Here is a 25,352-nt window from a genome sequence, read left to right as displayed (position 1 = left end):
CGGCCGCCTCGCGAAACGCCGCCGCGGCCGCGGAGTCGGGCGCGTGCGCGAGCAACGGTTCGCCCGCGTCGCGGGCCGCCCGCGCGGCGTCGCTGTCGGGGACGACGCCGAGCGTCCCGCCGTCGAAGTACTCCTCGGCCTGGTCGGCGACCCGCCCGAGGTCGCCGTGCACCCGGTTGAACAGTACGCCCGCGCCCTCCGTCCCGTACGACCGGGCGTACTCCTGGACCTTCAGCCCGTCCGACAGCGACGGGATGGTCGGCTGGAGCACGGTCACCACGCGGTCGGCGAGCACCACGGGGAGGACGGCGCTCTTGGAGGCGAGCGTCGCGGGCGAGTCGAGCAACAGCACGTCGGCGTCCGCGGCGAGCTCCGCGACCACCTCCCGGAGTCGGCCGGGGTCGGACGCCTCGAACGCCGCGAGGCTGGTGCCGCAGGGGACGACGCGCATCCCGTAGCGTTCGTACGTCGCGTCGGCGACGGCCGAGTCGGCGCCGTCGACCAGCAGGTCGTGGAGCGTCACGTCGGCGTCGTCGAGCCCCGCGTGAAACAGCAGGTTCGCCATCCCCGTGTCGGCGTCGACGACGGTCACGTCGTAGTCGGCGGCGAGCGCCATCCCGAGCGCGAGCGTGCTCGTCGTCTTCCCCGTCCCCCCCTTGCCGCTTGCAACGGCGAACGCCTCCACCATACCGGGGCTGTTACGCGCCCGTACAAGTAGTTTCGGCGGCGAGTCGAGCGAACTGATAGCGCGCCCGTCCCGTCGGCGCCGCTCTCGGTCGGTGTCGCCGCCGTCCGCGAGGAGACTCGCCGTCCGACCCCGTGTCGGGGCGCGGGCGGACCGGGGGTCGCCAATGGCGTCTCGCCATCCGGTCCGGCCGACCCCGAAACGGGTAACCATGCACGCCCGGGTATCACCCGGCGGCCGTGGACACCCGACGTCGTCGTCTCCGGACTCCCCGTCACGCCGGCTGTCGCCGGCTTCCGTACTCACTCGGTCGACCCCCGTGTACGTGCGGCCTGCTCACGCCGCGCCTTTTTACGTCGGCGCCGGGGCGGCGGGAGCCGGTCCCGGTGGGGGTGACCACCGGCGCGGGCGTGCGCCTCGAAGAACTGGTTCCGACCGACGAGGGCGTGGTCCCGACGGTGGGCTCCTCGACCCGGTCACAGCCGCCGAGGGGACGGTGCTGTCGGGGGAGGGCCGCGCCGACGGCTGGGGCTCTCCGTCCGGGTCGCGGCGGGGCCGGACCGCTCGGCGTGTGTCGCCGCCGAAGTCGACCTCAACGTCGACGGAGGCGTGCCCGCACCGGTCGGGGGCGGACGCGCCGGACGGGGACCGACCGGCCCGCCCGGTCGAGCGGCCGCGACGACGCGAACGCGGCGCGGTAGCGGGCGGACGCCCGACCGAACCCCGCCGGTGCCGCGAGCCCCCGTCTCACTCGCCGTCGAGTCGGAGTTCGAGCGTCTCCGTCGCGCCACACCGCGGACAGAGGTGGTGGTAGACGATGCGGCGGTTCCGGTACTTCGTGCGCCAGTCGCCGCCCTCGTCGGTGAACCCGCACTCCGCACACTCCGGCTCCTCCCGCAACCGCTCGCGGTAGCGGTCCAGCGGCGTCGTCCCGGCGCGGTCGCTTCGTGCCATGCGCTACCGTACGAGACTACCCGGCAAAAGTTGCTAGGACCGTTCACACGCCCGACGGCGGCGGGGTGGGCGCCGCTCGTCGGGAGGTGACGGTCGGGGTGTAGAACGGGAGGGGGACGGAGGGGGCGACTCCCGGCCCGCCTCACGCCCCGTCGAACAGGTCGTCCACCGCGTCGCGGGCGGCGCGGGCCGCCTCGTCGGCCACCTCGTCGGCGTCCGCCGCCGCCTCGGCGGGCGGGTTGACGTAGACGTCGACGTCGAGCACCCCGTCTACGAACGTGACGGTCACGTCGAAGTCGTGGAGCTCGGACTGCTTGTACCGGTCGAGGACGACGCCCTCGGCCGCCCGGGAAGCCGTCTCGACCACCTCGCGGTCGGTCGGCTCGTCGGTCGGGTCCGGTTCCGTCGTCTCGTCGGGGGTCATCTACGCGCCGCCGGCGCCGCCGGGACCGCCCGGACCGCCGGGACCGCCGCCCATGCCCGCCGGGCCGCCGCCCTGCTGGAGCATCTCCTGGAGCTCCTGCTGGAGGTCCTCGAACTCCTCTTGGACGCGCGACTCCTGCGTGTCGAAGCGCTCGGCGCGCATCTCGAGGGTGTCGACCTTCTCGGTGAGTTCGTCGTGCGCCTCGTCGTAGTCGGTCTCGACGAGGAGTTCGCCGACCTCGCGGTACATGACGGTGTCCTCGTCGACGTCGTCGAGCGCCTCGAGCGCGGTCTGCGCCTCGGTGAGCGACGTCTCGGTCGACTGCTTCTGCTCCGAGAGCTGCTGTGCCTGCTCTTGGAGGTCCTGCAGTTCCTCGATCTTCTCCTGCGCCTCGGGCGGCAAATTACCCTGCATACCAGCCCCGACGGGCTTCGGCGTGAAAAACCCGGTCATGTGCCCTCGCGACCGCGCGGGCCTACTCGGCCGCGCGTGCGTCGTCCGCCGCGGCCGCCGCGTCCTCGGCGGCGCGGACCAGCCGCGCCCACGTGTTGGTGCTCGCCCGGAGTGCGACCAGGTCGCTCGCGCGGACGCTCACCTCGACGGTGTCGCCGTCGCGGGCGGCCCGGGCGGTCGACCGGTCGTCGTCGATGGCGCCCGCCTCGACCGCCACCGCCTCGTGGACGGCGCGGGCGCGCCGCTCGTCGTCGTACGGGAACGACAGAACCGCGCGGTGCGTCCGGCCGTCGGCGTCGGCCGGGCCGGCCGGGGTCACTACCGGACGTCGACTTCCTTCACGACGGGCGCGCGCTCCTTCAGGAGTACGCGGTGGCCGCAGTACGGACACCGCACCCCGCCGTACTCGTCGAGTTCCACGTCGCGCTTGCACCGGGAACACTTGTAGCTCATGTGAGAGGGTGTGGGACGCGGGTACTTACGTTACTCGTCGGACTCATCCGCGTCGGGGCGGGCGTCGTCCTCCTCCTCTTCACCTTCGAGCGCCGCCCGGATGGAGCGCCCGACGCCCCGCCCGCCGGGGGTCTGGGGACGGTAGGCGCCGCCGGTGAACGTCTCGCCCGTCTCCTCGTTGACCCAGACGCCGGTGCCGACCCGCTTGACCGAGTCGCCGTCGACCGTCGCGTCGTTCATTCCCTTTTCGATCTCGGAGACCCGCCTGCGGGCGACGCGCCCGTAGCGTGCGCCGAACCGCCCGGCGCTCCCGATGTTTCGCGCCTTGTCGTCGGCCATAGTAGCCCTCGGTTCGGCGTTCGCGGTGAAAAAGCCTACGAGTCGCCGCGCCGGCCCGCGAGCGCCGTTCGTCCGCGACTCCCACCCCGTCCGTCCCCGACCGGAACGAACCCGAGCGGTCGAGCCCACGGACGCGGACGAACAACGGGCCCGCGAACGACCGGGAGGCTGGTTAGGACAACCCCTCCTCGTCGAGGGCGTCGTTGAGGCCGGCGCGCACCCGCTCGCCCGTCTCGCGGTCGCCCGCCGTCGTCACGACCCGGTTCTCCTGGACGCTCGACCCGTCACGGAGCAGCAGGCGGACGTTGCCGTGCTTGTCGGCGCGGGTCGCCTTGGCGCGGAGGCCGCTCTGTGACCCCTGTCCGCCGGCGTCGATCGGTCCCGGGATGATCTTCTTGACGTGCGGGTGGGCGGCGACGACGCCGATCACCGCCCGCCCCGTGCGGCCGCCGATGAGCGTGGTGTGTGAGCCGCCGAGCTTCTCGTCTGGCGGCTTCTCGACCACCTCCAGCGACGGCTCGTCCCGGCGTTCGATCACCGACCCGACCGGGTCGTCGTCGGGGACGCGGTAAAACTCGTAGTGGACCTGCGCGCGCGTCTCCCGCAGGGGGGCGCGCTCGCCCGCGGCGTACACCGTCTCCGGCCGCTTCCGCCGGAGTTCGTCCGCGACCCGACCCGCGAAGTTCCGCAGGTAGGCGGGCCGCGTCCGCTCGCCCGTCTCGGGGGTCGCCGTCACCGTCGTCTCGCCGAGCACCGTCGCGCCGGCGTCGTCCCGGCGCCCGCCGCCGTGGCCGCCCGCATCCCCCTCGTCGGCGTCGTCGAACGACAGCATCGTCAGCGTCGCACGATCGGGGGCGAAGACGACGACCACCGCGTCGCAGTTGGCCGTCTCACAGCGCAGACAGTAGTCGCCGGGGCGGTCGAGTTCCGCCCCGCACCCCCCGCAGTTCATACCGGAGCGACGCCGCCGCGCCGGATAAGCCCGTCCGTTCGGTGTCGCGTGTAGTATCGCGGCTGATAGCCGGCGTGTAGCGCTTATCCGTCGACGCCCCGAGAGAACGGTAGCCGATGGGAGAGTGCCGGGTGGGAACCGCCGACCGGGCCGACGCGCGGCGCGGCCGACGGCCGAAGCGATCGCACGAGACGGGGGAGCGGCGGCGACGAACCGACGGCTCGGCGCGGGGTGGACCGAACCGCGGCCGGCGGGGAGTCGACGGGTGCCGCCGGTGACGCCCGCGCTCTGGCCCGTGGCCGGCGCGCTGGTCGCCGCGCTCGGGTCGGCGTGCCTGACCCGGCGGCTGCTCGCGTACCGCGGCAAGCCGGGCGCGTCGTGGCTCGCGCTCACGCTCGGGAGTCAGGCGGTGTTCTGCGGCGTCTCGGGTGTCGCGCTCCTCGTCGCCGACCCGGGTCTCCGGTGGCTGCTGGAGTCGGCGACGTGGACCGCGCTGTCGTGTCAGGTCGTCGCGTTTCTCGCGTTCGGGCTGTCGTACAGCGGCCGGGGCCACCTCACCGAGACGACCGCGTTCCGCGCGCTGTACGCCTACCCGGTCGGAACCGCGGTGCTGTTGGCGGTGCGGCCCGACCTCGTCTGGCCGACGTTCCGGGTGGAGCGGATGATGGGGTTGGCGACGGTCGAGTACACCTCCACCGGGGTCGGGGGGACGCTCGTCGTGGCGGGGCTGTTCCTGGTGGCGCTGACGACCGCGATGCTGCTCGACACGGCGGTGAACTACTCGCTGTACCGCGCCGAGTCGGTCGCCATCGCGCTGAGCGCGATCCCCCCCGCGTTCGCGGAGGCGGCGTGGCTCCTCGAACTGGGTCCGTACCCCCAGTTGAACCTGGTGCCGATCGCGTTCATCCCGCACCTGCTCGCCGACGGCTACGCGGTCCTCCGGACCGACATCTTCGAGTACAACCCGACGACGCGGCGCGTCGTCGACGCCACAGCGCTGGAGTCGCTGGAGTCGCCGCTGGTGGTGGTCAACGAGAACCGCCGGGTGATCAACCTCAACACCGCCGCGTGCCGCGTCTTCGGCGTCACGGAGTCGGCGGCGCTCAAGCGTCCGCTCGACGACGTCGTGGGGGCGGCGGTCGACCTCGACGCGACCGACCGGACGCTCGCGACCCGGGTCGACGGCGAGATACGGCAGTTCGCGGTCGCGCCCTCCGAACACGCCGACGCGACCGGCACGCCGGTCGGCTACAGCGTGGTCTTCCAGGACATCACGGCCCAGCGGCGGCGCGAACAGCGGCTGGACGTGCTCAACCGCGTGCTCAGGCACAACATCCGCAACGACCTCAACGTGGTCCAAGGGAACCTCGGCCTCGCGCGCGAGGCGGGCGCGGACCCCGTCGACGGCTCCGCCGACTCCGGCGCCGCTGCCGACGGCGGCCGCGACGCCCGGCTGGCGACCGCCGAACGGCACACGGCGGAACTGCTGGCGCTGGCGGAGGACGCGCGCGCGGTCGACGCGCTCCTCGATCGGACGAACGCCCCGCGGGAGCCGGTGCGACTCGAACGCGCGGTCGCCGCCGGCGTCGACGCGTTCGACGGCGACCTCCCCGTCGAGGTGGCGGTCGATGGCGACGCCGTCGTCGAGACCGACCCCGCGCTGTTCGAGACGATGGTGACGCGGCTGCTGGTCGCGGTCGACGAACACGCCGACGGCGGCGTGACGGTCGGTCTCGACGGGGGGCGAGACGGGGCGGAGACGGGGAGCGGCGGGAGCTACCGCCTGGAGTTCCGCGCGGGTACCGCCTTCCCCGCCGATCAGGTCGCGGCGGTCGAGGCGGGGGCGGAGACGCCGCTGAACCACACCACCAGCCTCGACATCTGGATGGTGGCGTGGGGGGCGGAGCTGGTCGGCTGTGAACTCTCGTTCGACGGCGCGGCGACGGCGACGCTCCGGATCCCGGTCGACGGGGCGTGACGAGCGGGGTCCCGACGCCGGCCTCGGACTACTCGGAGGCGGCCGCCTCCGAGGAGCCCTCGCCGTCGTCCCCGCCCTGTTCGTGGTCATCGTCCTGGTTCACCGGGTCGTCGTGGGTGACTTGCTCCTCCGATTCAGGGTCGGTCCCGACCCGTTGCCCGAGCGAGACGTGCGTCGTGATCGGGTCGCCCCGGAGCAGTTCCGGCACGATGATCCGGACCGCCTCGAGCATCACGACGAACACGATGGGGAGGAAGAAGAAGCCGTACCAGCCGAACAGCACGGGACCGAGGACGTACGCGAACATCATCAGCACCATGTCGAGTTCCCGTCCGGTGATGTACGGCTGGATCAGCGCCTGCGGGAGGATGTCGAGCACGAGGAAGTACGCCACGAGCGCCCCCGCGACGAACGTGAGCGACCCGCCGTCGCTCTGGATCGTCTGAAAGGCGAGGTAGCCGACGACGGGGAGGTAGATGATCTTCCCGACGACGATCGGGATCAGACTGGCCACCCCCGTGAGGAACGCCAGCGTGAACACCATCGGGATGTGGAGCCCCTGTGGCGCGAAGTAGTTGGTCGCGTAGTAGGCCACCGCCGCGAGCACCGACATCACGACGACGAACAGCAGGTTGCCGAAGAACACCGATTCGAGGTCCTCGTCGACCGCCACCGCGAACGCGTGTCCCGGCGAGTCGTGTCCCCCGATCAGCGAGAGCAGCGCACCCGAGAGCTGTTCTTGCCGCTCCAACAGGAAGTACGAGAGGGTCAACGCGAGCCCGATCAACAGGAGACCGCCGAACGCCGCGGAGATGGCGTTCAGCCCGACCGAGAACACCTCCTGGACGGTCTGTTGGGGAGCGGACAGCAGCGACTGGGGGTTCTGGATCGCCGCCTGCAGCGAGTCGCGCTGTCCGGGGGTGAGCGCGTCGAGGTTGACGAACTGCCGTAAGAGGGAGCCGCCGCCATCGCCGAGGAACGTCTGTACCCGCTGGAAGGCGCGAAACCCGGTGTACAGTGCGAGGAGGATGATCGGGCCGATGACGAACGTCACCGTCAGTCCCGCGGCGAGCCTGTCCGTGTCGATATACGTGTCTATTTTACGATATATTGGCCGCGTCGCGTAGTAGCCGAAGACGCCGAGCGAGATCATCCCGACGAACGAGTGGACGATGAACATCGCGGCGGCGAACAGCACCGCGACGAACAGCCACCAGCCGAGACGCGCACGGTCGTATTCGATGTCGGGAAGTTCCATAGGGACGTATCGGGACTGTTACACGCCTTTCGGGGAAATAGTTCGTGGCCACCGCGGCTGCGTCACCGCGCGGGCGCGACGGCGGGCGGGCCGCGTCCGTCGGCTGGGACCGCCCACGACCGTCCGCGACCGGTTTAGAGCCGCTCGGGGTCGCACTTGAGGTACTCGCGGAGCAGCGTCGTCGCGTACGACCCCGACGGGAGCGCGAACGAGAAGACGGGGTCGCCCTCCCGGGAGTCCACGTCGAGGTCGACCGCCAGCCGTATCGCCCGCCGGGTGCCCGTGGACTCGAACGACCCCGGGAGCGCGAAGTCGCCGGGTTCGACGCCCAGGTCGGCGAGCACCGCGCGCTCTATCTCGCCGGGTTCGCCGTCGGCGAGTTCCGTCTCGGTGCCCACCAGCGGCGCGGTGACGAACGCCCGTCCCCGCTGGCAGTGGCGCGCGAGCACGTCCACCCTGTCGTCGGTCGCCCGCTGGACCCGGTCGGTGTCCGGTTTGGGGAACTCGACGCCGCGCTCGGCGAAACAGCAGACGTCGCCGGCGACGGGGCGGTCGAACGGGAGGTTCCTCCGGAGACGCTCGCTCACGACCCGGTTGAACGCGTACGACTGGGCGGCGTTGACGAACAGGCGCTGGAGGTTGTCGGGCACCGCCTCCAGCGCCTCGCGCCAGTCGGCCCCCTCGACGAGTCGGTGGAGCATCGACCGCTCGTAGCGCAGGCGGCCGGGCATCGCGTCGAGCGCCGCGTTCCAGTCGGGCGCGTCGGACTCCGCCTCGCGTTCGACGACCCGCCGGGCGGCCTGCGACTCGTCGGGTTCCGCCTCGTGGGGCGCCCCGCAGTAGGCGAGCACCGCCCCCCGCCAGTCGCCGCGGACGACCGCCAGCCCCACCTCGTGGGTGACGGGTCGGCGGCTCCCGAACCGCTGGTGGCCGAAGTAGTTGGGGACCGCGGCGGGCGCGTCGGCCGCCGCGGCGTCGCTTTCCCCCGCCTCGGCCGCGTCCTCCACCGCGCCCGCGCCCTCGCCGCGGCCGAACGCCCGGAGCGCCGCCGTTATCGGGTCGGGGTCGCCGGTCGCGTCGCGCACCCTGATCTCGAACTCGTTGCCCGCCAGGTCGCCGAACGAGAGCGCGCGCCCGACCCGCCCGAGCACGTCCACCTCGGCGTCGCGCACGTCGGGCAGGTCGGCCGGGTCGACGCCGCGGACGGTGAACAGTTGGGTCGTGACCGCGTGTTTGTCCTTCGTGCCCGCCCACGACACCCGCTCGCGGCTGATCCCCACCGCGTCGGACAGCCGACCCGCGAAGTCGTTGGTGTCCCACCCGCGGAGCGTCGCGCGCAGGAGGAGGAACGGGTACGACCCGGGGTCGGCGTCGACCGGTTCGGGGTCCATCCGCTCGCGTTCGCGCACCCGGAAGTCCTCGGGCGTCGCGCGGAGGCGGCCGCCGATGCCGTCGGCGTCGCTGACGTAGAAGTCGGTGCCGACCGTCCGCTCGCGGGGGTGCGCCTCGCGCATCGGCGGGGGTTGGAGGGCCGCCGAGAAGTGCCTTCGCGTTCGCGGGCGGCGCGCGGTCGGCCTACCCCGGCGGGGCGCCGTGACCCGCCACCGCCGCGTCCGCCCGTCGCGTCCGGCTACCAGTCGGGGACGGCGACGCCGGCGGGCGTCATGCCGGCGAACGCCGCGGTCGCCGTCTCGTGGTCGAACCCGTCGAGGGCGTTCCACGCCCCGTCGCGGGCGCGGGTGACCGACGCGTCGAGCGCCTCCACGGTCCCCTCGCCCACCGCCTCGGCGCGCGTCCGCGCCGACGCCAGCGTCGCCCGCGTCTCCGCGAGCGCGAAGTGCGTCCGCACGGCGTCGTCGTACGACGACAGCGCGAGGAGGTCGTCGACGGCCGCGGTCAGTCGCTCGCGGGCGACCGGTTTGAGCAGGTAGCGGTCGACCGGGAGGTCGGTCGGGTCCGCGTCGGGTCCGGGGTCGACCGCCGACACCATCGCCGCGCGGGCGGTACAGCCGTCAGCGCGGAGCGCTTCGAGCGTCTCCTCGCCCGACCACCCGGGCATCTGCCGGTCGACGACGACCACGTCGAACCCCTCCGTCCGCTCGGCGGCGGCGTCGAGTGCGGCCCGGCCGTCGGTCGCCGTCACCACCTCGTAGCCGTCGCTCAGCCAGACGGCGAACAGCTCGACGAGCGCCGTCTCGTCGTCGACGACGAGGGCGGCGGGACGGTCGGTGGCCATCGGTTCCGTCCGAGTCGAGACAACGTGGTATCAAAACGGTATCGTTCTAATTTTCACACTCGATACCAGTAATGTCATCGCGGGATTACGATCACAGCAGCGAGAGGTCGCCGGTCACCTTGTCGACGACGTTGTCGGGACCGGGACCGACCGCGAGGGCGGTCACCGTGCCGGGGTCGAGTTGGGTGTGACCCGCGTCGCGGACCACCGCGTACGGCAACCCCTCGCGGTCCGCGACGTCCGCGAGTTCGAACAGTTGTGACTCGCCGTCGCCCTTCAGGACCACCTTCTTCTGGCCGCCCCCCTTCCACTCGCGGCGCGCCCGCTCGCCGGTGTCCTCGTACGCCGACAGCGAGGCGTGCGCCACCTGCGCGGCGAGTTTGCCCGTCCCCATCCCGATGTCGACGCGGGCGACGATGGCCTGTTTCATCTCACACCCGCGGTCGCAGTCGGTGCCTAAAAGCGCTCTCCTCCGGCGTACCCGTGCGGTAACGGGATCGTACTGATACGGTACCCCCGCGTTTGATACCGTATGGCTTCCAGCTGGAGTTCCGAGGGGACGCGCGCACCGTTCGTCGACTTCGGGGTGGACGACGACGAGGCCCTCATCGACGGAGCGAACCGACGTCTGGGCGTCCCGCCCGAGACGGCGGTCCGGGTGACGCCGACGCTCCTCCGGGCGGTCGCAGACGCGTTCCACGACGCGTTCCGCGAGGAGACCCCCGCGGGGGAGGTCCCCCCGGCGGTCGACGCCGCACTCGACGACGCGGTGGCGTGGAGCGGGCGGGAGTTCGACCGCGTCGGCGGCGCGACCGTCCACGTCCGGAACGTGCTCCTCCCGCTGTTCTACGACGAGTTCGCCGGGTTCACCCGGGCGTACACCGGGGAGTCGTCCGCCCCCGAGTTCGACCGCGACGACGAGTAGCCGGCGGGTCGGGACCCGTCGGTCGGCGGGGGCGCGGGGCGGGGACGGGGCGCGGCCGACTGAAGGGTTTACGTCGTCGCGGGCCGCCCGCACTCACATGATACTCGCGGACACGGACATCCTCGCCCGCCTCGGCGAGGGTGACCTCGAAATCGACCCGCTCGACGACCCCGACACCCAGGTCCAGCCCGCGAGCGTCGACCTCCGCCTCGGCTCGGAGTTCCTCGAGTTCCGCCGGACCAACATCCCCTGTATCCACCCGAACGACGAGCGCGAGGTCGACGAGTACGTGACCGAGACCCACGTCGCCGAGGGCGACGACTTCATCCTCCACCCCGGCGACTTCGTGCTCGGCACCACCAAAGAGCGGGTGGCCATCCCCGACGACCTGGTCGCCCACGTCGAGGGGCGCTCCTCGCTCGGCCGGCTCGCGGTCGTGGTCCACGCGACCGCGGGTCTCTGCGACCCGGGGTTCGAGGGGCGGATCACGCTCGAACTGTCGAACCTAGGCAACGCGCCGGTCGCGCTCTCGCCGGGGATGCGCGTCTCACAGCTCACGTTCACGGAACTCACGCGCCCCGCCGACCGGCCGTACGGCGTCGAGCGCGGCTCGAAGTACCAGGGCCAGACCGGCCCACAGGCGTCCCGTATCGGCGACGACCCCGAGTTCGTGGCGGCGCGCGCCGAGCGAGCGAACGCGAGCGAGGGCGACAGCGAAGCCGGGACCGACGGCGAGGACGGCGGGGGGGCGCGGCGGTGAAGTTCGTCGAGGAGGTAGTGGTCGACGAGTTCCTCCCGACGCTCCGCTCGATGCTCGCGGAGGACCTCCGCGGGCGCGGTCTCACACAGCGGGAGGTGGCGGACGCGCTCGGCATCAGCCAGTCGGCCGTCTCGAAGTACGCCCACGGCGACGTGAGTCGGAACCGGCGGGTGCTGGAGGACGAACGGGTTGCCGACGTGGTCGAGCGGGTGGGGGAAGGGCTGGCCTCCGGAGAGCTGAGCCGCGTCGGCGCGCTCGTCGAACTGGAGGTGTTCGTCCGCGAACTGGAGGACGGCGACCTGCTCGCCGACCTCCACGAGGCGGCGATGCCCGAACTCGCCGACGCCGAGTACGACTTCGCGGTCCACGACCCCGACAGCGGCCTCCGCGAACGCGAGCGCACGCTGGCGTCGCTCCGACGCGGCCTGCGGACGCTCACGGCCGCGTCGGGTTTCTCGTCGCTGATCCCGAACGTCGGCTCGAACCTCGTCGAGTGTACGAGCGACGCCGACGACATCGACGACGTGGCGGGCATCCCCGGTCGGATCTTCGACGTGAAGGGGCGCACGACCGTCCCGGGCGACCCCGAGTTCGGCATGAGCGAACACGTCGCGGGCGTCCTGCTGTCGGCGCGCGCCGCGGGTGCGGACGCCCGCGCCGCGGTCGACGTCCGCTACGACGCCGGCCTCGTCGACGACCTGACCGCCGCGGGCTACGACTGCGTCGAGTTCGACCCCGAGGCGCCGACCGACGCCGTCGCCGACGCCGTCGCGGCGGCCACACCCGAGGGGACGTTCGTCCTCTACCAGTCGGGCGGGTTCGGCATCGAGCCCGTGCTGTACGTGCTCGGTCCGGACGCGCCGACCGTCGCCCGGGTCGTCCGGGACCTGCTGTGATCCCGCCGACCAGCCCGTCGGTGGAGGCGGCGCTGCGTGCGGCGGAGCGGCTGGAGGGGGGGATGGACGCCCCCGAGTTCTACACCGCGTTCGCCCGCGTGTACGACGCGCTCGCCCGCCGCGGCCCGGGCGTTGCCCGCCTCCGGGAGGCGCTCGCGGGCGCGCTCGACCCGAAGTCGGGGGACGCGGTGGTCGAGATGGGCTGCGGGACGGGGGCGAACCACCGCCACGTGCGCGAGCGGGTCGGCCCGACGGGGACGTACCTGGGGGTGGACTTCTCGCCGGGCGTGCTCTCGGTCGCCCGCGAGCGCGAACCCGACGCCGACTTCGTCCGCGCGGACGCGACCCGCCCGCCCGTACGCGACGGCGCGGCGGACGCCTGCTGTGCCGCGTTCGTCTCGGGGATGCTCGGCGACCCCGCGGCCGCGGTCTGCGAGTGGGCCGCCCTGACCGGGCCGGGGGGCCGTCTCGCGCTCCTCGACCTCGCGCGGACCACCCGCGAGGGGTGGCGCGCGCTCAACCCCGGGTTCCGGCTGTTCGTCCGCGCCGGGTCGCCGCCGGGGACCGCGACGTCGCTCGACGCCAGCCCAACCGCGTCGCTCGACGCGCGCGTGGTCGCCGCCCACCGCGCGCTCCGGGAGGTCTGTACCGACGTGGAGTACCGGACGCTCGCGGGCGGATTCGCCCGGGTTAGCGCCGGAACCGTCGAGTGCGTCGAGTAAATTCGAGTACGTCGGCTCCTACTCGGGCCGGCCGAACGCGAACATCGTCATCGGCATCAGCCCCGCCGCGGCGGGCGAGAGGTGCTCGGTCACCGCGCGGTCGAAGAACGTGAACCCGCGGCCGCCGAGCGTCCGGTGGGCGTACGTCGCGAGGTAGAGGCGGCCGAGGGCGACGCCGCCGACGAGTTGCGCCAGCCGGTACCCCCGGTCGCCGAACCGGTCGACCAGCGCGTCGACGTCCGCGAGCAGGTAGACGTTGACCGCGGCGTCGCCCACCACCGACTGCCCGAGCGCCAGCCGGGCCGCCGTCGTGCGGTCGGTGTCGCCGACCCGTTCGAGTTCCGCCGGCCCGCGGCGGTAGCGGTACGCGCCGGGGTCGACCCCCTCGACGGCGTGGACGAGACAGTAGCAGTCGAGCGGGTACGGGCCGGCGTGGCCCCCGCCGTCGCCGCTCTTGGCCGCCGTTCGGCCGCCGAGCGCGTCGACCGGAACCGGCCCGAGCGCCCGGTCGAGCACCGTCGCGAACTTCCGGGCGCTGATCGGCTCGCGGGCGTACTCGCGGAGCGACCCGCGGCGCTCTATCGTGTTCGCGAGCGGGCGACTCGACGCCGTCTCGCGGTCGACGGGGTCGAGCGGGACCGCCTCGCCGTCGCCCGAGTCCGGGTCGCCGAGCGCGCCGTCGGCGCTCGCGGCCCCACGCTCGCGCCACGCGGCCGCGGCGTCGCCGTCGGCGAGCGCGCTCGCCGCCCACGCGTCGGCGATCAGGGGGTAGTCGATGGGGTCGGGCGAGACGGGGACCGTCTCGAAGTCGGCGTCGGCGACCGGCCGCGGGTCGGACGCGGGCGCACCCCCACCCACCGGGACGAGTTCGAGCGGCGCCTCCTCGCGGGGGTCGACGCCGAGCAGGTCCGCGACGGGGTGGTCCGCGAAGCCGAGCACCACCTCGGCGGGGAGTCCCGCACTGCGTGCGACCGCGAGCAGGTTCGCCAGGACGGTGCCCGAGTCCCAGAACGCGTGGCGGTAGGTGCGTTCAGTATATTTCCACGCATTGCGCCACCACTCGGAGGTGGCGACGAACGTGACCGGCGCGTTCTCCACGCCCGGGTGGCCGCCGCTCGCGTCGGCGAGGACGCCCCGGTAGTCGCCCTCGCGGAGGACGTCGAGCGCCCCCGAGTTCGGGTCGAAGTGGTAGACGCCCGGTCCCGCGTCGAACCCCTCGATGTCGCCGGTCACGGCGTACAGGTCGACGTGGTAGAGCTTCCCCGTACAGGAGGCCGCGCGGAACCGCATCGGCTCGCCCCGGCGTTCGAGTTCCTTCGTGACGCCGGCGGCGTAGTGACACAGCGCCGCGAGCGTCCCGGCGTCGAGCGGGGTCGAGCCGCCCCCGCCGTCCGACTCCCGGGGGTCGGCCGACGGCGTCGCTATCGCCGACAGCGCCGGCTCCGCCGGCGGGTCGGGGTCGGGGAGGTCGACCCGGGGGCGGTCCTCGTACAGTTTGTACGGCCGGGGCCGGTTGTCGGGGTCCATCGGCGGGCGGTCGTCGCCGACCGTCTCGGGGTCGTGGTTCGTCCGCTCGTGGTACTCGCGCGCGTCGACCATGGGAGTCGGACGGACGCGAACCCACAAAGGCGTTCGGCGGACGCGTCACCGCTTCCCGGCCGGCGTGCCACCGCGATACGGGCGCTCGACGGGTCTGTCCGCCGACGTCGCCGACGCCCCTTGCGGAATGTTAAAATCCGGACAGTGGGTCGACGTGGACGATGAGTGACGATAGGGGCATCGGGAGGATCTCGACTCGGACTGGTCTGTTCGTAGTCAGTACGGTACTCCTATCGACCGTCGTGTTCGCCGTGTTCGCGGAACTCGCCCTGTTCCGAGATTCGGCGATACCGGTACTGTTCGAACTGGCTGGGGTTCTTCCCTTCGGGCTACTGTTCTATCTGGCGCTCTCGTACGTTCTCGGGATCACGGTCTGCTACGCGTTCGTATATCGGGGCGGCGTCGGATGGGTGCGCTCCCGGGTGGACCGGTAACTCCCTCGGAACTCTCCGGCCGTACGACTGCGGTAGCACGTTCGCTCACTCCGAGGCCGGCACCGCGTCCCCGAACGAAGTTGGACGCCGCCGGGACCGTTTTCGGAAGAGTCCACTTCGAGACGCCTTCCAACCCGGGCGGCTCCCACCGACGCCTGTGCGCCGGCCCGGCCGACCGAGGCGGGCTTATGGTCGGGGGGAGCGAACCCGCGGACACCGTGAGCGACGCGACCAACATGCTCGTCGACGGCGAGTGGCGGACCGACGTACGCGAAGACGAGGGCGACGACGGCTCGTTCGAGCGGAGCGAGACCAGCTTCCGGAACTGGCTCGACGGCTCGGTGCCCGAGGCGGGCGCCGACCCCGTCGAGAATCCGGAGTTCCCCGCCGAACCCGGCCGGTACCACCTCTACATCTGCCGGGCGTGCCCGTGGGCGCACCGCGCCGCGATGACGCGCGCGCTCAACGGGTTGGAGGACGCGATATCGGTCTCGTTGACCCAGCCCGAGCGCTACGACGACGGCTGGGAGTTCTCCGACGAGCAGCCCGACCCGCTGTACGGCGCGGAGTACCTCCGCGAGATATACACGAAGGCCGACGACGACTACACCGGCCGCGTGACCGTACCCGTCCTCTGGGACAAAGAGAGCGAGACCATCGTCAACAACGAGAGCGAGGAGATCATGCGGATGCTCGACACCGCGTTCGACGACCACGGCAACGGGGTCGACCTCTACCCCGCGGACCTGCGAGCGGAGATAGACGAGCGGATCGCCGACATCTACCCCCGGATCAACAACGGCGTCTACCGCGCGGGCTTCGCGGGCACGCAGGCGGCGTACGACGACGCCGTGGACGACCTGTTCGACGCCTTAGACGAGTACGAGGAGCTACTGGGCGACCGGCGGTACGTCGCCGGCGAGCGACTGACCGAGGCCGACGTGGTGATGTTCGCCACGCTGGTCCGGTTCGACCACGTCTACCACACCCACTTCCGGTGTAACCGCCGCGCGGTCCACGAGTACCCCAACCTCTGGGAGTACGCGAAGGACGTGTTCCAGACGCCCGGGGTCGAGGAGACGGTCAACCTCGACCACATCACCCGCCACTACTACAAGAGCCACCCGTCGCTCAACCCCAAACGGATCGTCCCGACGGGTCCCGACGTCGTCTTCTCGGCGCCCCACGACCGCGACCGACTCGTGGGCGGGCCGCCCGCGGAACTCGCGCCCGACGCGAGCGCCGACTGAGCCGGCGGGGCGCGCCGGGAGCGGGTGTTTTTACCCGTCCGACCCGCACGTCGGGGCGTGAAGACGACTCGTCGGGCGTCGCTCGCCGCGGTCGCGGCGGGGGTGCCGCTCCTCTCGGGGTGTACCGCGTTCGCCGCGGTCCGGGAGGGCGCGACCACCCCACGGCCCGACCGGCCGGTGTCGGGCGCGGCCGACCCGGTCGCCGTCAGGCAGGTGTTCGCGGGGACGACCTACGAGTACCTGCCCGAGACCGACGAGGTGCGGTACCCGGTCGACACCGGGGCGGACGAGGACGGGGAGACGCGAACGGGGACCGTCACCGCTTCCGGCGACGACCCCGGCTACGCGACCGTGCCGTTCGACCGGTGGGTCGCGGCGCGGTCGGCGGCCGTCGGCGCCGACGCGGTGGCGGGCGCGGTCGCCGACCGGGTGGGCGACCACGACACCGTCGGCACCGCCGTCGCGTCGACCGACGAGGGGCCGGTGATCGAGGTGGAACACCGCGGAGCGCCGCCCGACTTCGACGCCCTCGTGGCCGCGACGCCCGGAGCGGTGACCGCGACGGTCGTCCTCGCGGGACGGGAGGGACGGCGAACCCACCCCGTGCGGGTGCGGCGCGTCGACGGCGTCGACTCGGTCTGACCCGAGAGCGCCGCCGACCGGCGCGAGCGCGGACCGGGTCCGCTCACTGCGACCGGGCCGCGCCGACCGTCCGCCCGACGACCGCGCGGAGCCGCGAGAGTTCCGCGGCGAGTTGCTCGTGACCGACGACCGCGAAGCCCGCCGCGATGGTGGCGAAGCCGACGAGCGTCGACGCCGACACCGACTCGCCGAGCAGCGCCCACCCGCCGAGCGTCGCGACCACGGGGACGACGTAGAAGACGAGGTTCCCCCGGATGGCGCCCGCCTCGTCGAGCAGCGCGAAGTAGGCGACGAACGCGACGGCGGTCGAGAAGACGCCGACGTAGCCGAGCGCGACCAGCGCGGTGGGCGTCCACGTCGCGGCGGCGGGGGTCTCGCCGGCGGCCAGGCTCAGCGCGTGACACAGCAGCGCCGCGACCGGCACCGCCCACGCGGTCCGGACCGCGTTCGGGAGGCTCGCGTCCGCCCGGCGCACGAGGACGCTCCCGAACGCGCCGCTGACGGCCGCCGCGAGGACGGCCGCCTTGCTCGCCAGTCCGCCGCCGAACAGGGCCGCGGGGTCGACCCCCACCGCGAGCGCGACGCCGGCGAACCCGAGGAGCATCCCGACGGCCTTCCCGCGCGAGAGCCGCTCGTCCGACAGCAACACCGCCGCGAACACCGGCGTCAGGATGGGGTTGAGGCTGTAGACGACCGAGCCGACGCCGCTCGTGACGCCCGCTTGGCCGACGAAGACGAACGCGTTCGCCAGCCCGATGGCGAACACGCCCGCGGCGAGGATGCCCGTCGCGTCCGCGCGGGTCCGCGGGAGCCACTGCTCGCGGGGGTACGCCGCGACCACGTAGCCGAGCAACAGCACCGCTCCGACGTCGAACCGGAGCGCGACGAACAGCAGCGGCGGGAGGTAGTCGAGTCCCGCCTTCGCGGCGACGAACGTCCCGCCGAAACAGAGACTCGCCGCGAGGAAACACGCCAAGAGCCCGTAGCGCGTCCGCGTCACTCGCCCACCTCCTGGGGTGTCCACCCTCCGCGCCGGTCGGTCCGCAGAACCTCGTAGATCATCACTCGATTCCGAGTACGCCGGAGCGAGGTGTATAGCTGTCCAGTAATCGTTTCGATACTCGCGGGATCGTCACGATCCGACGCCGTTTCACGGCGTGACGATCGTTCGCGGTGTGAAAATGGCTATACGCGCCCGGGCGGAACGGGGCGTATGGACGCGGCGCTCGAAGAGATCGAGTTCCTCGCGCTGTCGGACAACCGTGTGGCGGTGCTCGAACTGCTCGCGGAGTCGCCCCACACCCGCCGGGAGTTGGCCGAGGAGACAGGCGCCTCCCAGCCGACGCTCGGGCGAATCCTGCGCGACTTCGACGACCGCCACTGGGTCGACCACGACGGCAGCGCGTACGCCGCGACGGCGACCGGCCGGCTGGTCGCCGAGGAGTTCACCGACCTCCGCGAGACCATCGCGACCGAGCGACGGCTCAGGGAGGTGATGGAGTGGCTGCCGACCGACGAGATGGGGTTCGACCTCAGGCGGTTGGGGGACGCGCGGATCACCCTCCCCAGCCGGACCCGGCCCGGCGCGCCGGTCGGGCGCGTGCTCGACCTGCTCCGGAGCGCCGACCGCGTCCGGATCGTCTCGCACGCGTTCAACGAGGCGAGCCTCGACGCGGTCCGCGAACGGGTGCTCGCCGGCTCCGGCGAGTTCGAAGGGGTGTTCTCGCCCGACGCGCTCGACGCGCTCGCGAGCGACGACGCGCTCCGCGACCGGTTGGGCGACCTGCTCGACGCCGACCGCGCGGAGGTCCGGATCCACGACGGACCGGTGCCGCTCGCGGTCACGGTGACCGACGACGTGGTCCACCTCCTGTTGCGCGACGCCGACGGCCTCCTCCGTGCGGCGGTCGACACCGACGACGAGGCGGTGCTCGCGTGGGCGAACGAGACCCACGAGCGCTACTGGCGCGACGCCGACCCGCTCGACCCCGAGACGCTGGAGCCGCGACCCGACTCGCGGGGGTGACGACCCTCATTGTACGGCGTCTGATAATTCTTATCCGTGGGGCGGCCGGACGGGTCGACGTGACTCTCGGAGCGACGGGGACGGGGGACCGACCGGGCGGGACCGACCCCGGCGACGCGCCCGCGCTGACGCGGAACCGGACGACGAACGCACGCGTCGCGCGGACGAACGCCGGGCCGCCGTGAGCGACGCGGGAAGCGAAGGCGGGGGCGACGCGAGCGGGAGCCGGGAGCGCGCTCGGCGCGCCCGGGTCGCCGACTCCGCCGTGTTCGCCATCGTCGGGACGGCGTTCGCCACGTGGGCGGTGCGCATCCCGGCGGTGGAGGAGTCGCTGGGGCTGTCGTCGGGCGACATCGGGGTGGCGCTGGTGGGGCTGGCGGTCGGGAGCGTCGTCGGCCTGCTGACCAGCGGCGCGCTGGTGTCGCGGTACGGCGGCCGGACGGTGATCCGCGCGGGGCTCGTACTCTACTGTCTGGTCCTGCCGGTCGTCGCGCTCGCGGGCGGGCTGGTCGGGCTGGTCGCCGCGCTCGTCGCCTTCGGCTTCGGGAAGGGGCTGGTCGACGTGGCCGCCAACGCCCAGGGCGTCCGCGTCGAGAGCGCCTACCCCGGGCAGATCATGGGGAGCTTCCACGCGCTGTTCAGCGCCGGCGGCCTGCTCGGCTCCGGGCTGGGCGCGGCCGCGGTGGCGCTCGGGCTGTCGGTCGGAGCGCACTTCGCGCTGGTCGGCGCCGCCCTCCTCGCCTGCGGGCTGGCGGCCAGCCGGTGGCTCCTCCCGCGCGACGGGACCGCGGACGCCGGACCCGCGGTCGCGCTCCCCTCGCGAGAGCTCGCGGGGTTCTGCGTGATCGGGTTCTGCGCGCTGTTCATCGAGGGAGTGGGGAGCGACTGGAGCGCGGTGTTCCTAGAGACCGCCGCGGGCGCCTCGCCGACGGTCGCCGCGCTCGGGTTCGCGGCGTTCTCGCTCACGATGATGCTCGGCCGGTTCCTCGCCGACCGGGTGGTTCGCGTGACCGGCGCGACGCGCTTCCTCCGGTGGGCCGCGCTGCTCGCGGCCGCCGGTCTCGCCGTGACGCTGGTCGCCGAGCCGCTGGTGTCGCTCGTCGGGTTCGCCGTCCTCGGGTTGGGCCTCGCGGGGGTCGTCCCCGTCGCGTGGACGACGGCGGCGAACCACGACCCCGGCACGCCCGCCGAGACGGCCATCGCCGCGGTCGCCACCGCGGGCTACGGCGGGTTCGTCGTCGGCCCGGTGGTGATCGGCGCGGTCGCCTCGGCGGCGACGCTCCGCGTGGCGCTCGTGCCGGCGGTCGGTCTCGCCGCGCTCGTCGCTCTGTGTACGGCCGCGCTCCCCGCTGACGCGACGACCGGGAGCGGCGAACGGGACGCCGCGGGCGCCGACTGAGTCGCGAACGCCGGGTCCGGACGCCGAACGCGGCCTCCGCTCGTCCGCCGGAACGACGAGTCGGTCGAGCGCGAGTCGGGAGCGACCCCGACGCACGTCGGCGACCGGTGCACTCGCGGCGCTCGTCAAGGGCGTCGGGGAGCGTCGGGAGAGCGTCGAAGAGTGTCGGGGAGCGTCGAGGAGCGTCGGGGAGTCGAACCGAGGACCTACTCGTCGAGGACTTCCGCGGAGTCGTCGCGCGGCTGGTAGCCGATGGCCTGCATCGTCCCGGTGAGCGAGTGGTGGCGGTCGTCGTTCCGGGAGACGCCGTTGACCGTCAGCGGGTTGTGCGGGAGGTCGGCGGTCGCGGCGCGCTTCAGGAGGTTGCGGCAGTCGTGCGGGCTGAGCCACGTCGCGCGCGTGAACCGCTCTTTCTCGGCGGACACGCCGGTCGCGTTCTCGCGGAGGTCGTCCTCGCTCATCAGCCAGCCGATGCGGACGTTGACCGACTCGACGCCGTGACGGTCGGCGTAGTAGTTGGCGAGCGCCTCACACGACGCCTTGCTCACGCCGTAAAAGGAGTCGGGCCGCGGCGCCGTCTCGCCGTCGAGCGGCGTCGCGGAGTCGAGTCTGAGCGTCTCGGGGTCGGCGGGGTCGCTCTGGTTGTACATCCCGACCGCGTGGTTCGAACTCGCGAACACCACGCGGTCGATGCCGTTCTCGACGGCGGCGTCGAACACGTGTTTGGTGCCGCGGACGTTGACGTCGACCACCGAGTCCCACTCCGCGTCCGGGCTGGACGCGCCCGCGAGGTGGACCACCACGTCGAACCCGTCGAGGTCCTCCAGCACCTCGTCGGGGTCGGTCACGTCGAGCGTCTCCCCCTCGATGTCGGGGTTCTCCGCGTGCGAGAACGGCGTCAGTTCGTGCCCCTCCTCCTCGAAGGCGCCGAGCAGTTCGCGGCCGACGTTGCCGGCCGCGCCGGTGAGTGCGATCCGTGCCATCGCGTTGACCGACGCGGCGACCGTAGTAGTACTCCGTGGCCGACCGTCCGCGCGACGCGGTCGCGGCCCGCGCCGGAGCCGACGGGACTCGCGGCCGTCGCCGCCGTCGCGCCCGTCGCGGTCGGCGCCGACCGGTCGGGGTGCGCGGTGACCCGGGTCAGATCCCGGAGGGCGCCACGTCGCGCACGTCGCGAAACGCCCCTTGGACGACCTGCGAGAGCGCGGGGTGGACGTGGATCGTCTCGGCGACGCGGGTGGCGCTCGCGCCCGCCGCCACGGCCGTGCTCACCTCGTGGACCAGCGTCGACGCCTGCGGCCCGACGACGTGGAAGCCGAGTATCTCGTCGTCGGCGCCGACGATGACCTTCGCGTACCCCGCGTCGGCCGCGATGTCCATCACCGACCCGAGCGCGGTGTCGGCGTACTCGAAGCTGCCGACCTCGTAGTCGCCGTCGACCTCCGACTCCGTCCGCCCGAGACTCGCCACCTGCGGCGACCCGAACACCGCGTGGGCCATCCCGGGGTACTCCACCGCCTCCCGCTCGCCGCGGACGGCGTTCTCGACGGCGTACGCCGCCTCCCTGTCGCCCGCGTGCTTGAGCATGTAGTTGCCCGCGATGTCGCCGATGGCCCACACCCCGTCCGCCGAGGTCCGGAGGTACTCGTCGGTCTCGACGAACCCGTCGTCGTCGGTGTCGATCCCACCCGCCTCGACGCCCCACGAGTCGGAGTTGGGCCGCCGGCCGACCGCGAGCAACACCTCGTCGCCGGCCACCTCGATCGCCTCGCCGTCGTCGGCCTCCGCGGTGACGACCGTCTCGTCTCCGTCCTCCGCGAGCGCGGTCGCCTCGTACCCCAGCCGGAGGTCGTGTCGCTCGCGGTAGGCGTCGGTGACCCGCTCGGCGACGTCGCGGTCCTCGCGGTCCAAGAGCACGTCGCCGTGGCCGACTATCGTCACGTCCGCGCCCATCGTGCCGAAGAAGTGGGCCATCTCGGCCGCGATGTAGCCGCCGCCGACGATGGTCAACTCGTCGGGGAGGTCGGTCAGCCGGAGCGCCTCGGTGCTGGTGAGAAACGCCACCTCGTCGGTGCCGTCGATGGAGTCGGGGACCACGGGCCGCGACCCGCCCGCGAGCACCACCCGGTCGGCGGCGACCCGGTGGCTCCCCTCCTCGCCGTCGACTTCGACGGTCCGCTCGCCGACGAACCGACCCTCGGCCCGATAGAGGGTGACGTGGTCGTGTTCTCGCGCGCGCTGGGTCTTCCGCTCGGCCGCCTCGGTCACCGTCTCGGTCACGCCCGCGACGATGTCGCCGAACGCGACGTCGGACACCTCGGCGTCGATGTCGAACGCGCCGGCCGACCGGACCGTCTCCAGGACGTCCGCGTGGTGGATCAGCTTCTTCGAGGGGTTACACCCCCGGTTGAGACACGTCCCCCCGAGCCGGCCGCGCTCGACGAGTCCGACGTCGACCCCCTCGTCGGCCGCCGCCGAGGCGACGATGTTCCCCGTCCCGCCGCCCAACACCAGCAGGTCGTGGTCGGTTCCGGCCGCGGACTCGCCGTCGGTGTCGGTGTCGCTTTCGCTGTCGCTCATGCGCGCATCCTGTAACGCGCCCGAGAGGGAAGAAGCTCCTCGCCGGTTCGGTTCCGTCGACCCCCTCGCGCCCGGCGGCGATCGATGGGCGCTCCCGCGTCCGGGGTCGTCGAGCGCTCGGCGCGGGCGCGAGCGCCGCCGACGGTCTCGCCGCCGTGCGTACATTTACGCGCCGGCCCCGCCACGGCTCGGGCATGGTTCGTCCCACGGCTCGGGTCCGCGACTGCGACCGCTCGCGCATCCGCCACATGTTCCAGATGGCCGACGAAGCCGAGGAGGAGGGGCGGGACGTGGTTCGTCTGGAGGTGGGCGAACCCGACTTCGACACGCCCGAGCACGTCACCGAGGCGGCGTTCGAGGCGGCGCGGGACGGCGCGACCCACTACACGTCGAACGCCGGCCTGCCGGAGCTCCGGGAGGCGATCAGCGACACGCTCGCCGACGAGTACGGCGTCGACCACGCGGCCGACGAGGTGCTCGTCACCACCGGCGGGATGGAGGCGCTCCACCTCGCCGTGCTCGCGTCGGTCGAGCGGGGCGAGGAGCTGCTGATCCCCTCGCCCGGGTGGTCGAACTACTGGACGCACGCCCGCCTCGCCGACGCGACGCCCGTCGAGGTGCCGATGGAGGCGCCCGCGTTCCAACTCGACGCCGACAGGGTGATCGAGGCGATGGGACCCGACACGGGCGCGGTGATGCTGTGTACCCCCTCGAACCCGACCGGGCAGGTGTTCGACGAGAGGGAGGTGCGCGCGGTGGTGGAGGCGGCGGCCGACCACGACGTCTACGTGGTCGCCGACGAGGTGTACGGCCGGCTGACGTACGACCGCGACCCCCGGGGGGTCGCGTCGTACACGGGCGGTCCCGACCACGTGCTCACCGTCGGGTCGTGCTCGAAGTCGTACGCGATGACGGGCTGGCGGGTGGGCTGGCTCGCCGCCGACGAGGCGATGATAGCGGAGACGACGAAGGTGCGCGAGGCGACGACCGCGTGCGCGCCGAGCGTCGCCCAGCACGCCGCTATCGAGGCGCTGACCGGGCCGCAGGAGCCGTTCGACGAGATGGTCGACGAGTTCGAGGAGCGCCGCGACTACGTCGCCGACCGGATCGACGACGCGGACGGCGTGACCGCACCCACCCCCGAGGGGGCGTTCTACGCGTTCGTGACGCCCGAGACCGACGAGGCGAGCCTGCCGCTCGCCGAGCGGCTCTGTACGGAGGAGGGCGTCGTGCTCGCGCCCGGCGACGGGTTCGGCGAGGCGGGCGAGGGGCGGCTCCGGCTCTCCTTCGCCAACTCGATGGACCGCTTGGAGGAGGGACTCGACCGGCTGGAGAGCGGCCTCTGAGGCGGTCTCGCGGCCGAATCCGGCGGTCGCTTGGCACGCGCCGCGCCCCGCGTCAGCCCATCCGCTCGCCGCCGTTGACGTTCAACGTCTCGCCGGTGACGAACCGCGCGTCGCGGAGGAACGCGACGGCGTCCGCGACGTCGACGGGTTGCCCGAAGTAGCCCACCGGGATCTGCGACAGTTCCTCGGCCGCCTCCGCGCTCCCCCGGTCGGCGGTCATGTCCGTCTCGACGTGCCCCGGCGCGACGGCGTTGACGCGTATCTCGGGCGCGAAGTCCGCGGCGTGGCTCCGCGTCAGCGACAGCATCGCCCCCTTCGACCCCGCGTAGTGACACTCGACGGCCGCGCCGGTGTGTGCGAGGATGGACGAGACGTTCACGACGGACGGCGACGGCGCCGCCTCCGACTGCCGGAGGTGCGGGAGCGCCGCCTTCGTGCAGTTGAACGCGGAGTTGACGTTGACGTCCATCACGCGGTCGAAGTCGTCGGGGTCCAGATCCTCGGTGTGGACGTGCTGGTCGATACCCGCGTTGTTCACGAGGTGGTCGACGCCGTCGAGTTCGGCGGCGGCGGTCTCGACCAGGCGTTCGGCCGCGTCGGGGTCGGAGACGTCCGCGCCGACGACGGCGGCCTCCGCCCCGGCGTCGCGGACGGCAGCGGCCGTCTGCTCGGCGGGCGTCTCGGAGGTGTGGTAGTTGACGGCGACGTCGTAGCCGTCGCGCGCGAACCGCTCGGCGACGGCCGCGCCGATACCGCGGGAGGAGCCGGTGACGATTGCGGTTGGCACGGTCGAGAACGGTCGCCCCGCCACTTGGACCTGACCGTTGCCGGCGCGTCGGGGCGGACCGGCGCCGACGCGCCGCGTGGTCCGCCCGCGCGGACGCCCCCGCTGGACCGTCCCCGCCGTCTGCCCGTCCCACCGCGGACCTATACCCGTCGAACCCGAGTTTCGCCCGTGAGTCGCGCGACGCTCGCCCGCCTCGTCGTCGCCGCGCGCGCCGCGGGTCGCGGGACCGCCCGGTCGCTCGGCCGCGCCGCCCG

General features: G+C 72.9%; 29 protein-coding genes. 12 read left to right on the top strand and 17 right to left on the bottom strand.

All coding sequences use genetic code 11. The annotated features are described in order from the left end of the window. The 8 genes from K933_RS02780 to K933_RS02745 all read right to left on the bottom strand — a co-directional run. The coding region (locus tag K933_RS02780; RefSeq protein WP_023393160.1) for a nucleotide-binding protein at positions 1 to 688 on the bottom strand (688 nt) is incomplete at its 3' end. Positions 689 to 1,432: 744 nt separating this feature from the next. Further along, positions 1,433 to 1,639, bottom strand: a complete 207-nt coding sequence (locus K933_RS02775; protein ID WP_023393159.1) for an HVO_0649 family zinc finger protein — start codon at positions 1,637 to 1,639, stop codon at positions 1,433 to 1,435. A gap of 142 nt (positions 1,640 to 1,781) precedes the next feature. After that, positions 1,782 to 2,063: a DUF3194 domain-containing protein gene (locus tag K933_RS02770; RefSeq protein ID WP_023393158.1), complete on the bottom strand. Its 282-nt coding sequence runs from the start codon at positions 2,061 to 2,063 to the stop codon at positions 1,782 to 1,784. Further along, positions 2,064 to 2,477 (bottom strand): prefoldin subunit beta, encoded by a 414-nt coding sequence (locus tag K933_RS02765; protein ID WP_049947540.1) that lies wholly within the window; start codon positions 2,475 to 2,477, stop codon positions 2,064 to 2,066. It abuts the gene before it with no gap. A gap of 61 nt (positions 2,478 to 2,538) precedes the next feature. After that, positions 2,539 to 2,835, bottom strand: coding sequence for a KEOPS complex subunit Pcc1 (locus tag K933_RS02760; protein WP_023393156.1), 297 nt, complete (start codon positions 2,833 to 2,835; stop codon positions 2,539 to 2,541). Further along, positions 2,835 to 2,969: a DNA-directed RNA polymerase subunit P gene (locus tag K933_RS02755; RefSeq protein ID WP_023393155.1), complete on the bottom strand. Its 135-nt coding sequence runs from the start codon at positions 2,967 to 2,969 to the stop codon at positions 2,835 to 2,837. The genes K933_RS02760 and K933_RS02755 overlap by 1 nt, the downstream gene beginning before the upstream one ends. A gap of 30 nt (positions 2,970 to 2,999) precedes the next feature. Continuing rightward, on the bottom strand, positions 3,000 to 3,308 hold the full coding sequence (locus K933_RS02750) for a 50S ribosomal protein L37 (RefSeq protein ID WP_023393154.1): 309 nt from the start codon (positions 3,306 to 3,308) through the stop codon (positions 3,000 to 3,002). A 172-nt stretch (positions 3,309 to 3,480) separates the two neighbouring features. Then, the gene (locus K933_RS02745; protein WP_023393153.1) at positions 3,481 to 4,260 is read right to left on the bottom strand and encodes a DUF2103 domain-containing protein; all 780 of its coding nucleotides are present in this window, start codon (positions 4,258 to 4,260) and stop codon (positions 3,481 to 3,483) included. A 274-nt stretch (positions 4,261 to 4,534) separates the two neighbouring features. Here K933_RS02745 and K933_RS02740 point away from each other — a divergent pair, with 274 nt between their 5' ends. Then, entirely contained in the window at positions 4,535 to 6,238 is a 1,704-nt protein-coding gene (locus K933_RS02740; protein WP_152529738.1) for a histidine kinase N-terminal 7TM domain-containing protein, read from the top strand. Positions 6,239 to 6,266: 28 nt separating this feature from the next. Here the strand turns inward: K933_RS02740 and K933_RS02735 are convergent, their stop codons facing one another. From K933_RS02735 to pth2, 4 genes are all read right to left on the bottom strand, one after another. Further along, positions 6,267 to 7,496, bottom strand: a complete 1,230-nt coding sequence (locus K933_RS02735; RefSeq protein WP_023393151.1) for an AI-2E family transporter — start codon at positions 7,494 to 7,496, stop codon at positions 6,267 to 6,269. A gap of 134 nt (positions 7,497 to 7,630) precedes the next feature. Beyond that, positions 7,631 to 9,010: a tRNA pseudouridine(13) synthase TruD gene (gene truD, locus K933_RS02730; RefSeq protein WP_023393150.1), complete on the bottom strand. Its 1,380-nt coding sequence runs from the start codon at positions 9,008 to 9,010 to the stop codon at positions 7,631 to 7,633. Positions 9,011 to 9,126: 116 nt separating this feature from the next. Then, positions 9,127 to 9,732 (bottom strand): response regulator transcription factor, encoded by a 606-nt coding sequence (locus K933_RS02725; protein ID WP_023393149.1) that lies wholly within the window; start codon positions 9,730 to 9,732, stop codon positions 9,127 to 9,129. A 91-nt stretch (positions 9,733 to 9,823) separates the two neighbouring features. Further along, positions 9,824 to 10,162 carry a peptidyl-tRNA hydrolase Pth2 gene (gene pth2, locus K933_RS02720; protein ID WP_023393148.1) on the bottom strand — a complete coding sequence of 113 codons (339 nt, stop codon included), beginning with the start codon at positions 10,160 to 10,162 and terminating at the stop codon, positions 9,824 to 9,826. A gap of 102 nt (positions 10,163 to 10,264) precedes the next feature. Between pth2 and K933_RS02715 the strand changes: the two genes are divergently transcribed. The 4 genes from K933_RS02715 (at position 10,265) to K933_RS02700 (ending at position 13,035) form a co-directional block, all read left to right on the top strand. Continuing rightward, positions 10,265 to 10,657 (top strand): hypothetical protein, encoded by a 393-nt coding sequence (locus K933_RS02715; RefSeq protein WP_023393147.1) that lies wholly within the window; start codon positions 10,265 to 10,267, stop codon positions 10,655 to 10,657. 97 nt (positions 10,658 to 10,754) lie between these two features. After that, complete coding sequence (gene dcd / locus K933_RS02710; RefSeq protein ID WP_023393146.1) at positions 10,755 to 11,417, top strand: dCTP deaminase; 663 nt, start codon at positions 10,755 to 10,757, stop codon at positions 11,415 to 11,417. Then, positions 11,414 to 12,313, top strand: a complete 900-nt coding sequence (locus tag K933_RS02705) for a thiamine-phosphate synthase family protein (RefSeq protein WP_023393145.1) — start codon at positions 11,414 to 11,416, stop codon at positions 12,311 to 12,313. Before dcd ends, K933_RS02705 begins: the two co-directional genes overlap by 4 nt. Next, complete coding sequence (locus tag K933_RS02700; protein WP_023393144.1) at positions 12,310 to 13,035, top strand: class I SAM-dependent methyltransferase; 726 nt, start codon at positions 12,310 to 12,312, stop codon at positions 13,033 to 13,035. The genes K933_RS02705 and K933_RS02700 overlap by 4 nt, the downstream gene beginning before the upstream one ends. Before the next feature lie 18 nt (positions 13,036 to 13,053). Here the strand turns inward: K933_RS02700 and K933_RS02695 are convergent, their stop codons facing one another. Beyond that, a complete protein-coding gene (locus K933_RS02695) occupies positions 13,054 to 14,634 on the bottom strand; it encodes a SagB family peptide dehydrogenase (protein ID WP_023393143.1) in 1,581 nt (526 codons plus the stop codon). A gap of 161 nt (positions 14,635 to 14,795) precedes the next feature. Between K933_RS02695 and K933_RS02690 the strand changes: the two genes are divergently transcribed. From K933_RS02690 to K933_RS02680, 3 genes are all read left to right on the top strand, one after another. Further along, a complete protein-coding gene (locus K933_RS02690; RefSeq protein ID WP_023393142.1) occupies positions 14,796 to 15,068 on the top strand; it encodes a hypothetical protein in 273 nt (90 codons plus the stop codon). Between the two features lie 188 nt (positions 15,069 to 15,256). Continuing rightward, entirely contained in the window at positions 15,257 to 16,318 is a 1,062-nt protein-coding gene (locus K933_RS02685) for a glutathione S-transferase family protein (protein WP_023393141.1), read from the top strand. A gap of 57 nt (positions 16,319 to 16,375) precedes the next feature. Next, positions 16,376 to 16,960, top strand: coding sequence for a hypothetical protein (locus tag K933_RS02680; protein ID WP_023393140.1), 585 nt, complete (start codon positions 16,376 to 16,378; stop codon positions 16,958 to 16,960). A 43-nt stretch (positions 16,961 to 17,003) separates the two neighbouring features. Here K933_RS02680 and K933_RS02675 read toward each other — a convergent pair whose 3' ends face one another. Then, a complete protein-coding gene (locus tag K933_RS02675) occupies positions 17,004 to 17,960 on the bottom strand; it encodes a DMT family transporter (RefSeq protein WP_023393139.1) in 957 nt (318 codons plus the stop codon). Between the two features lie 213 nt (positions 17,961 to 18,173). On the opposite strand from K933_RS02675, the gene K933_RS02670 reads away from it, so the two are divergent. From K933_RS02670 to K933_RS02665, 3 genes are read left to right on the top strand one after another with little or no spacing between them, the layout of a single operon-like run. After that, entirely contained in the window at positions 18,174 to 18,986 is an 813-nt protein-coding gene (locus K933_RS02670) for a helix-turn-helix transcriptional regulator (protein WP_023393138.1), read from the top strand. Between the two features lie 59 nt (positions 18,987 to 19,045). Continuing rightward, positions 19,046 to 19,171, top strand: a complete 126-nt coding sequence (locus tag K933_RS19170) for a hypothetical protein (RefSeq protein ID WP_268744617.1) — start codon at positions 19,046 to 19,048, stop codon at positions 19,169 to 19,171. Continuing rightward, entirely contained in the window at positions 19,168 to 20,385 is a 1,218-nt protein-coding gene (locus tag K933_RS02665) for an MFS transporter (RefSeq protein ID WP_023393137.1), read from the top strand. The genes K933_RS19170 and K933_RS02665 overlap by 4 nt, the downstream gene beginning before the upstream one ends. Positions 20,386 to 20,591: 206 nt before the next feature. Here the strand turns inward: K933_RS02665 and K933_RS02660 are convergent, their stop codons facing one another. Further along, the gene (locus K933_RS02660; protein WP_023393136.1) at positions 20,592 to 21,368 is read right to left on the bottom strand and encodes an NAD-dependent epimerase/dehydratase family protein; all 777 of its coding nucleotides are present in this window, start codon (positions 21,366 to 21,368) and stop codon (positions 20,592 to 20,594) included. A gap of 157 nt (positions 21,369 to 21,525) precedes the next feature. Next, positions 21,526 to 22,965, bottom strand: a complete 1,440-nt coding sequence (locus tag K933_RS02655; protein ID WP_023393135.1) for a dihydrolipoyl dehydrogenase family protein — start codon at positions 22,963 to 22,965, stop codon at positions 21,526 to 21,528. Positions 22,966 to 23,159: 194 nt separating this feature from the next. On the opposite strand from K933_RS02655, the gene K933_RS02650 reads away from it, so the two are divergent. Beyond that, on the top strand, positions 23,160 to 24,311 hold the full coding sequence (locus K933_RS02650; RefSeq protein ID WP_049947538.1) for a pyridoxal phosphate-dependent aminotransferase: 1,152 nt from the start codon (positions 23,160 to 23,162) through the stop codon (positions 24,309 to 24,311). A gap of 52 nt (positions 24,312 to 24,363) precedes the next feature. On the opposite strand, the gene K933_RS02645 is transcribed toward K933_RS02650, so the two are convergent. Continuing rightward, positions 24,364 to 25,098 (bottom strand): SDR family NAD(P)-dependent oxidoreductase, encoded by a 735-nt coding sequence (locus K933_RS02645; RefSeq protein WP_049947541.1) that lies wholly within the window; start codon positions 25,096 to 25,098, stop codon positions 24,364 to 24,366. Positions 25,099 to 25,352: the final 254 nt, after the last annotated feature.

The sequence above is a fragment of the Candidatus Halobonum tyrrellensis G22 genome (assembly GCF_000495475.1).
Taxonomy (GTDB): Archaea; Halobacteriota; Halobacteria; order Halobacteriales; family Haloferacaceae; genus Halobonum; species Halobonum tyrrellense.
This window is presented reverse-complemented; position numbering and strand designations above follow the sequence as displayed.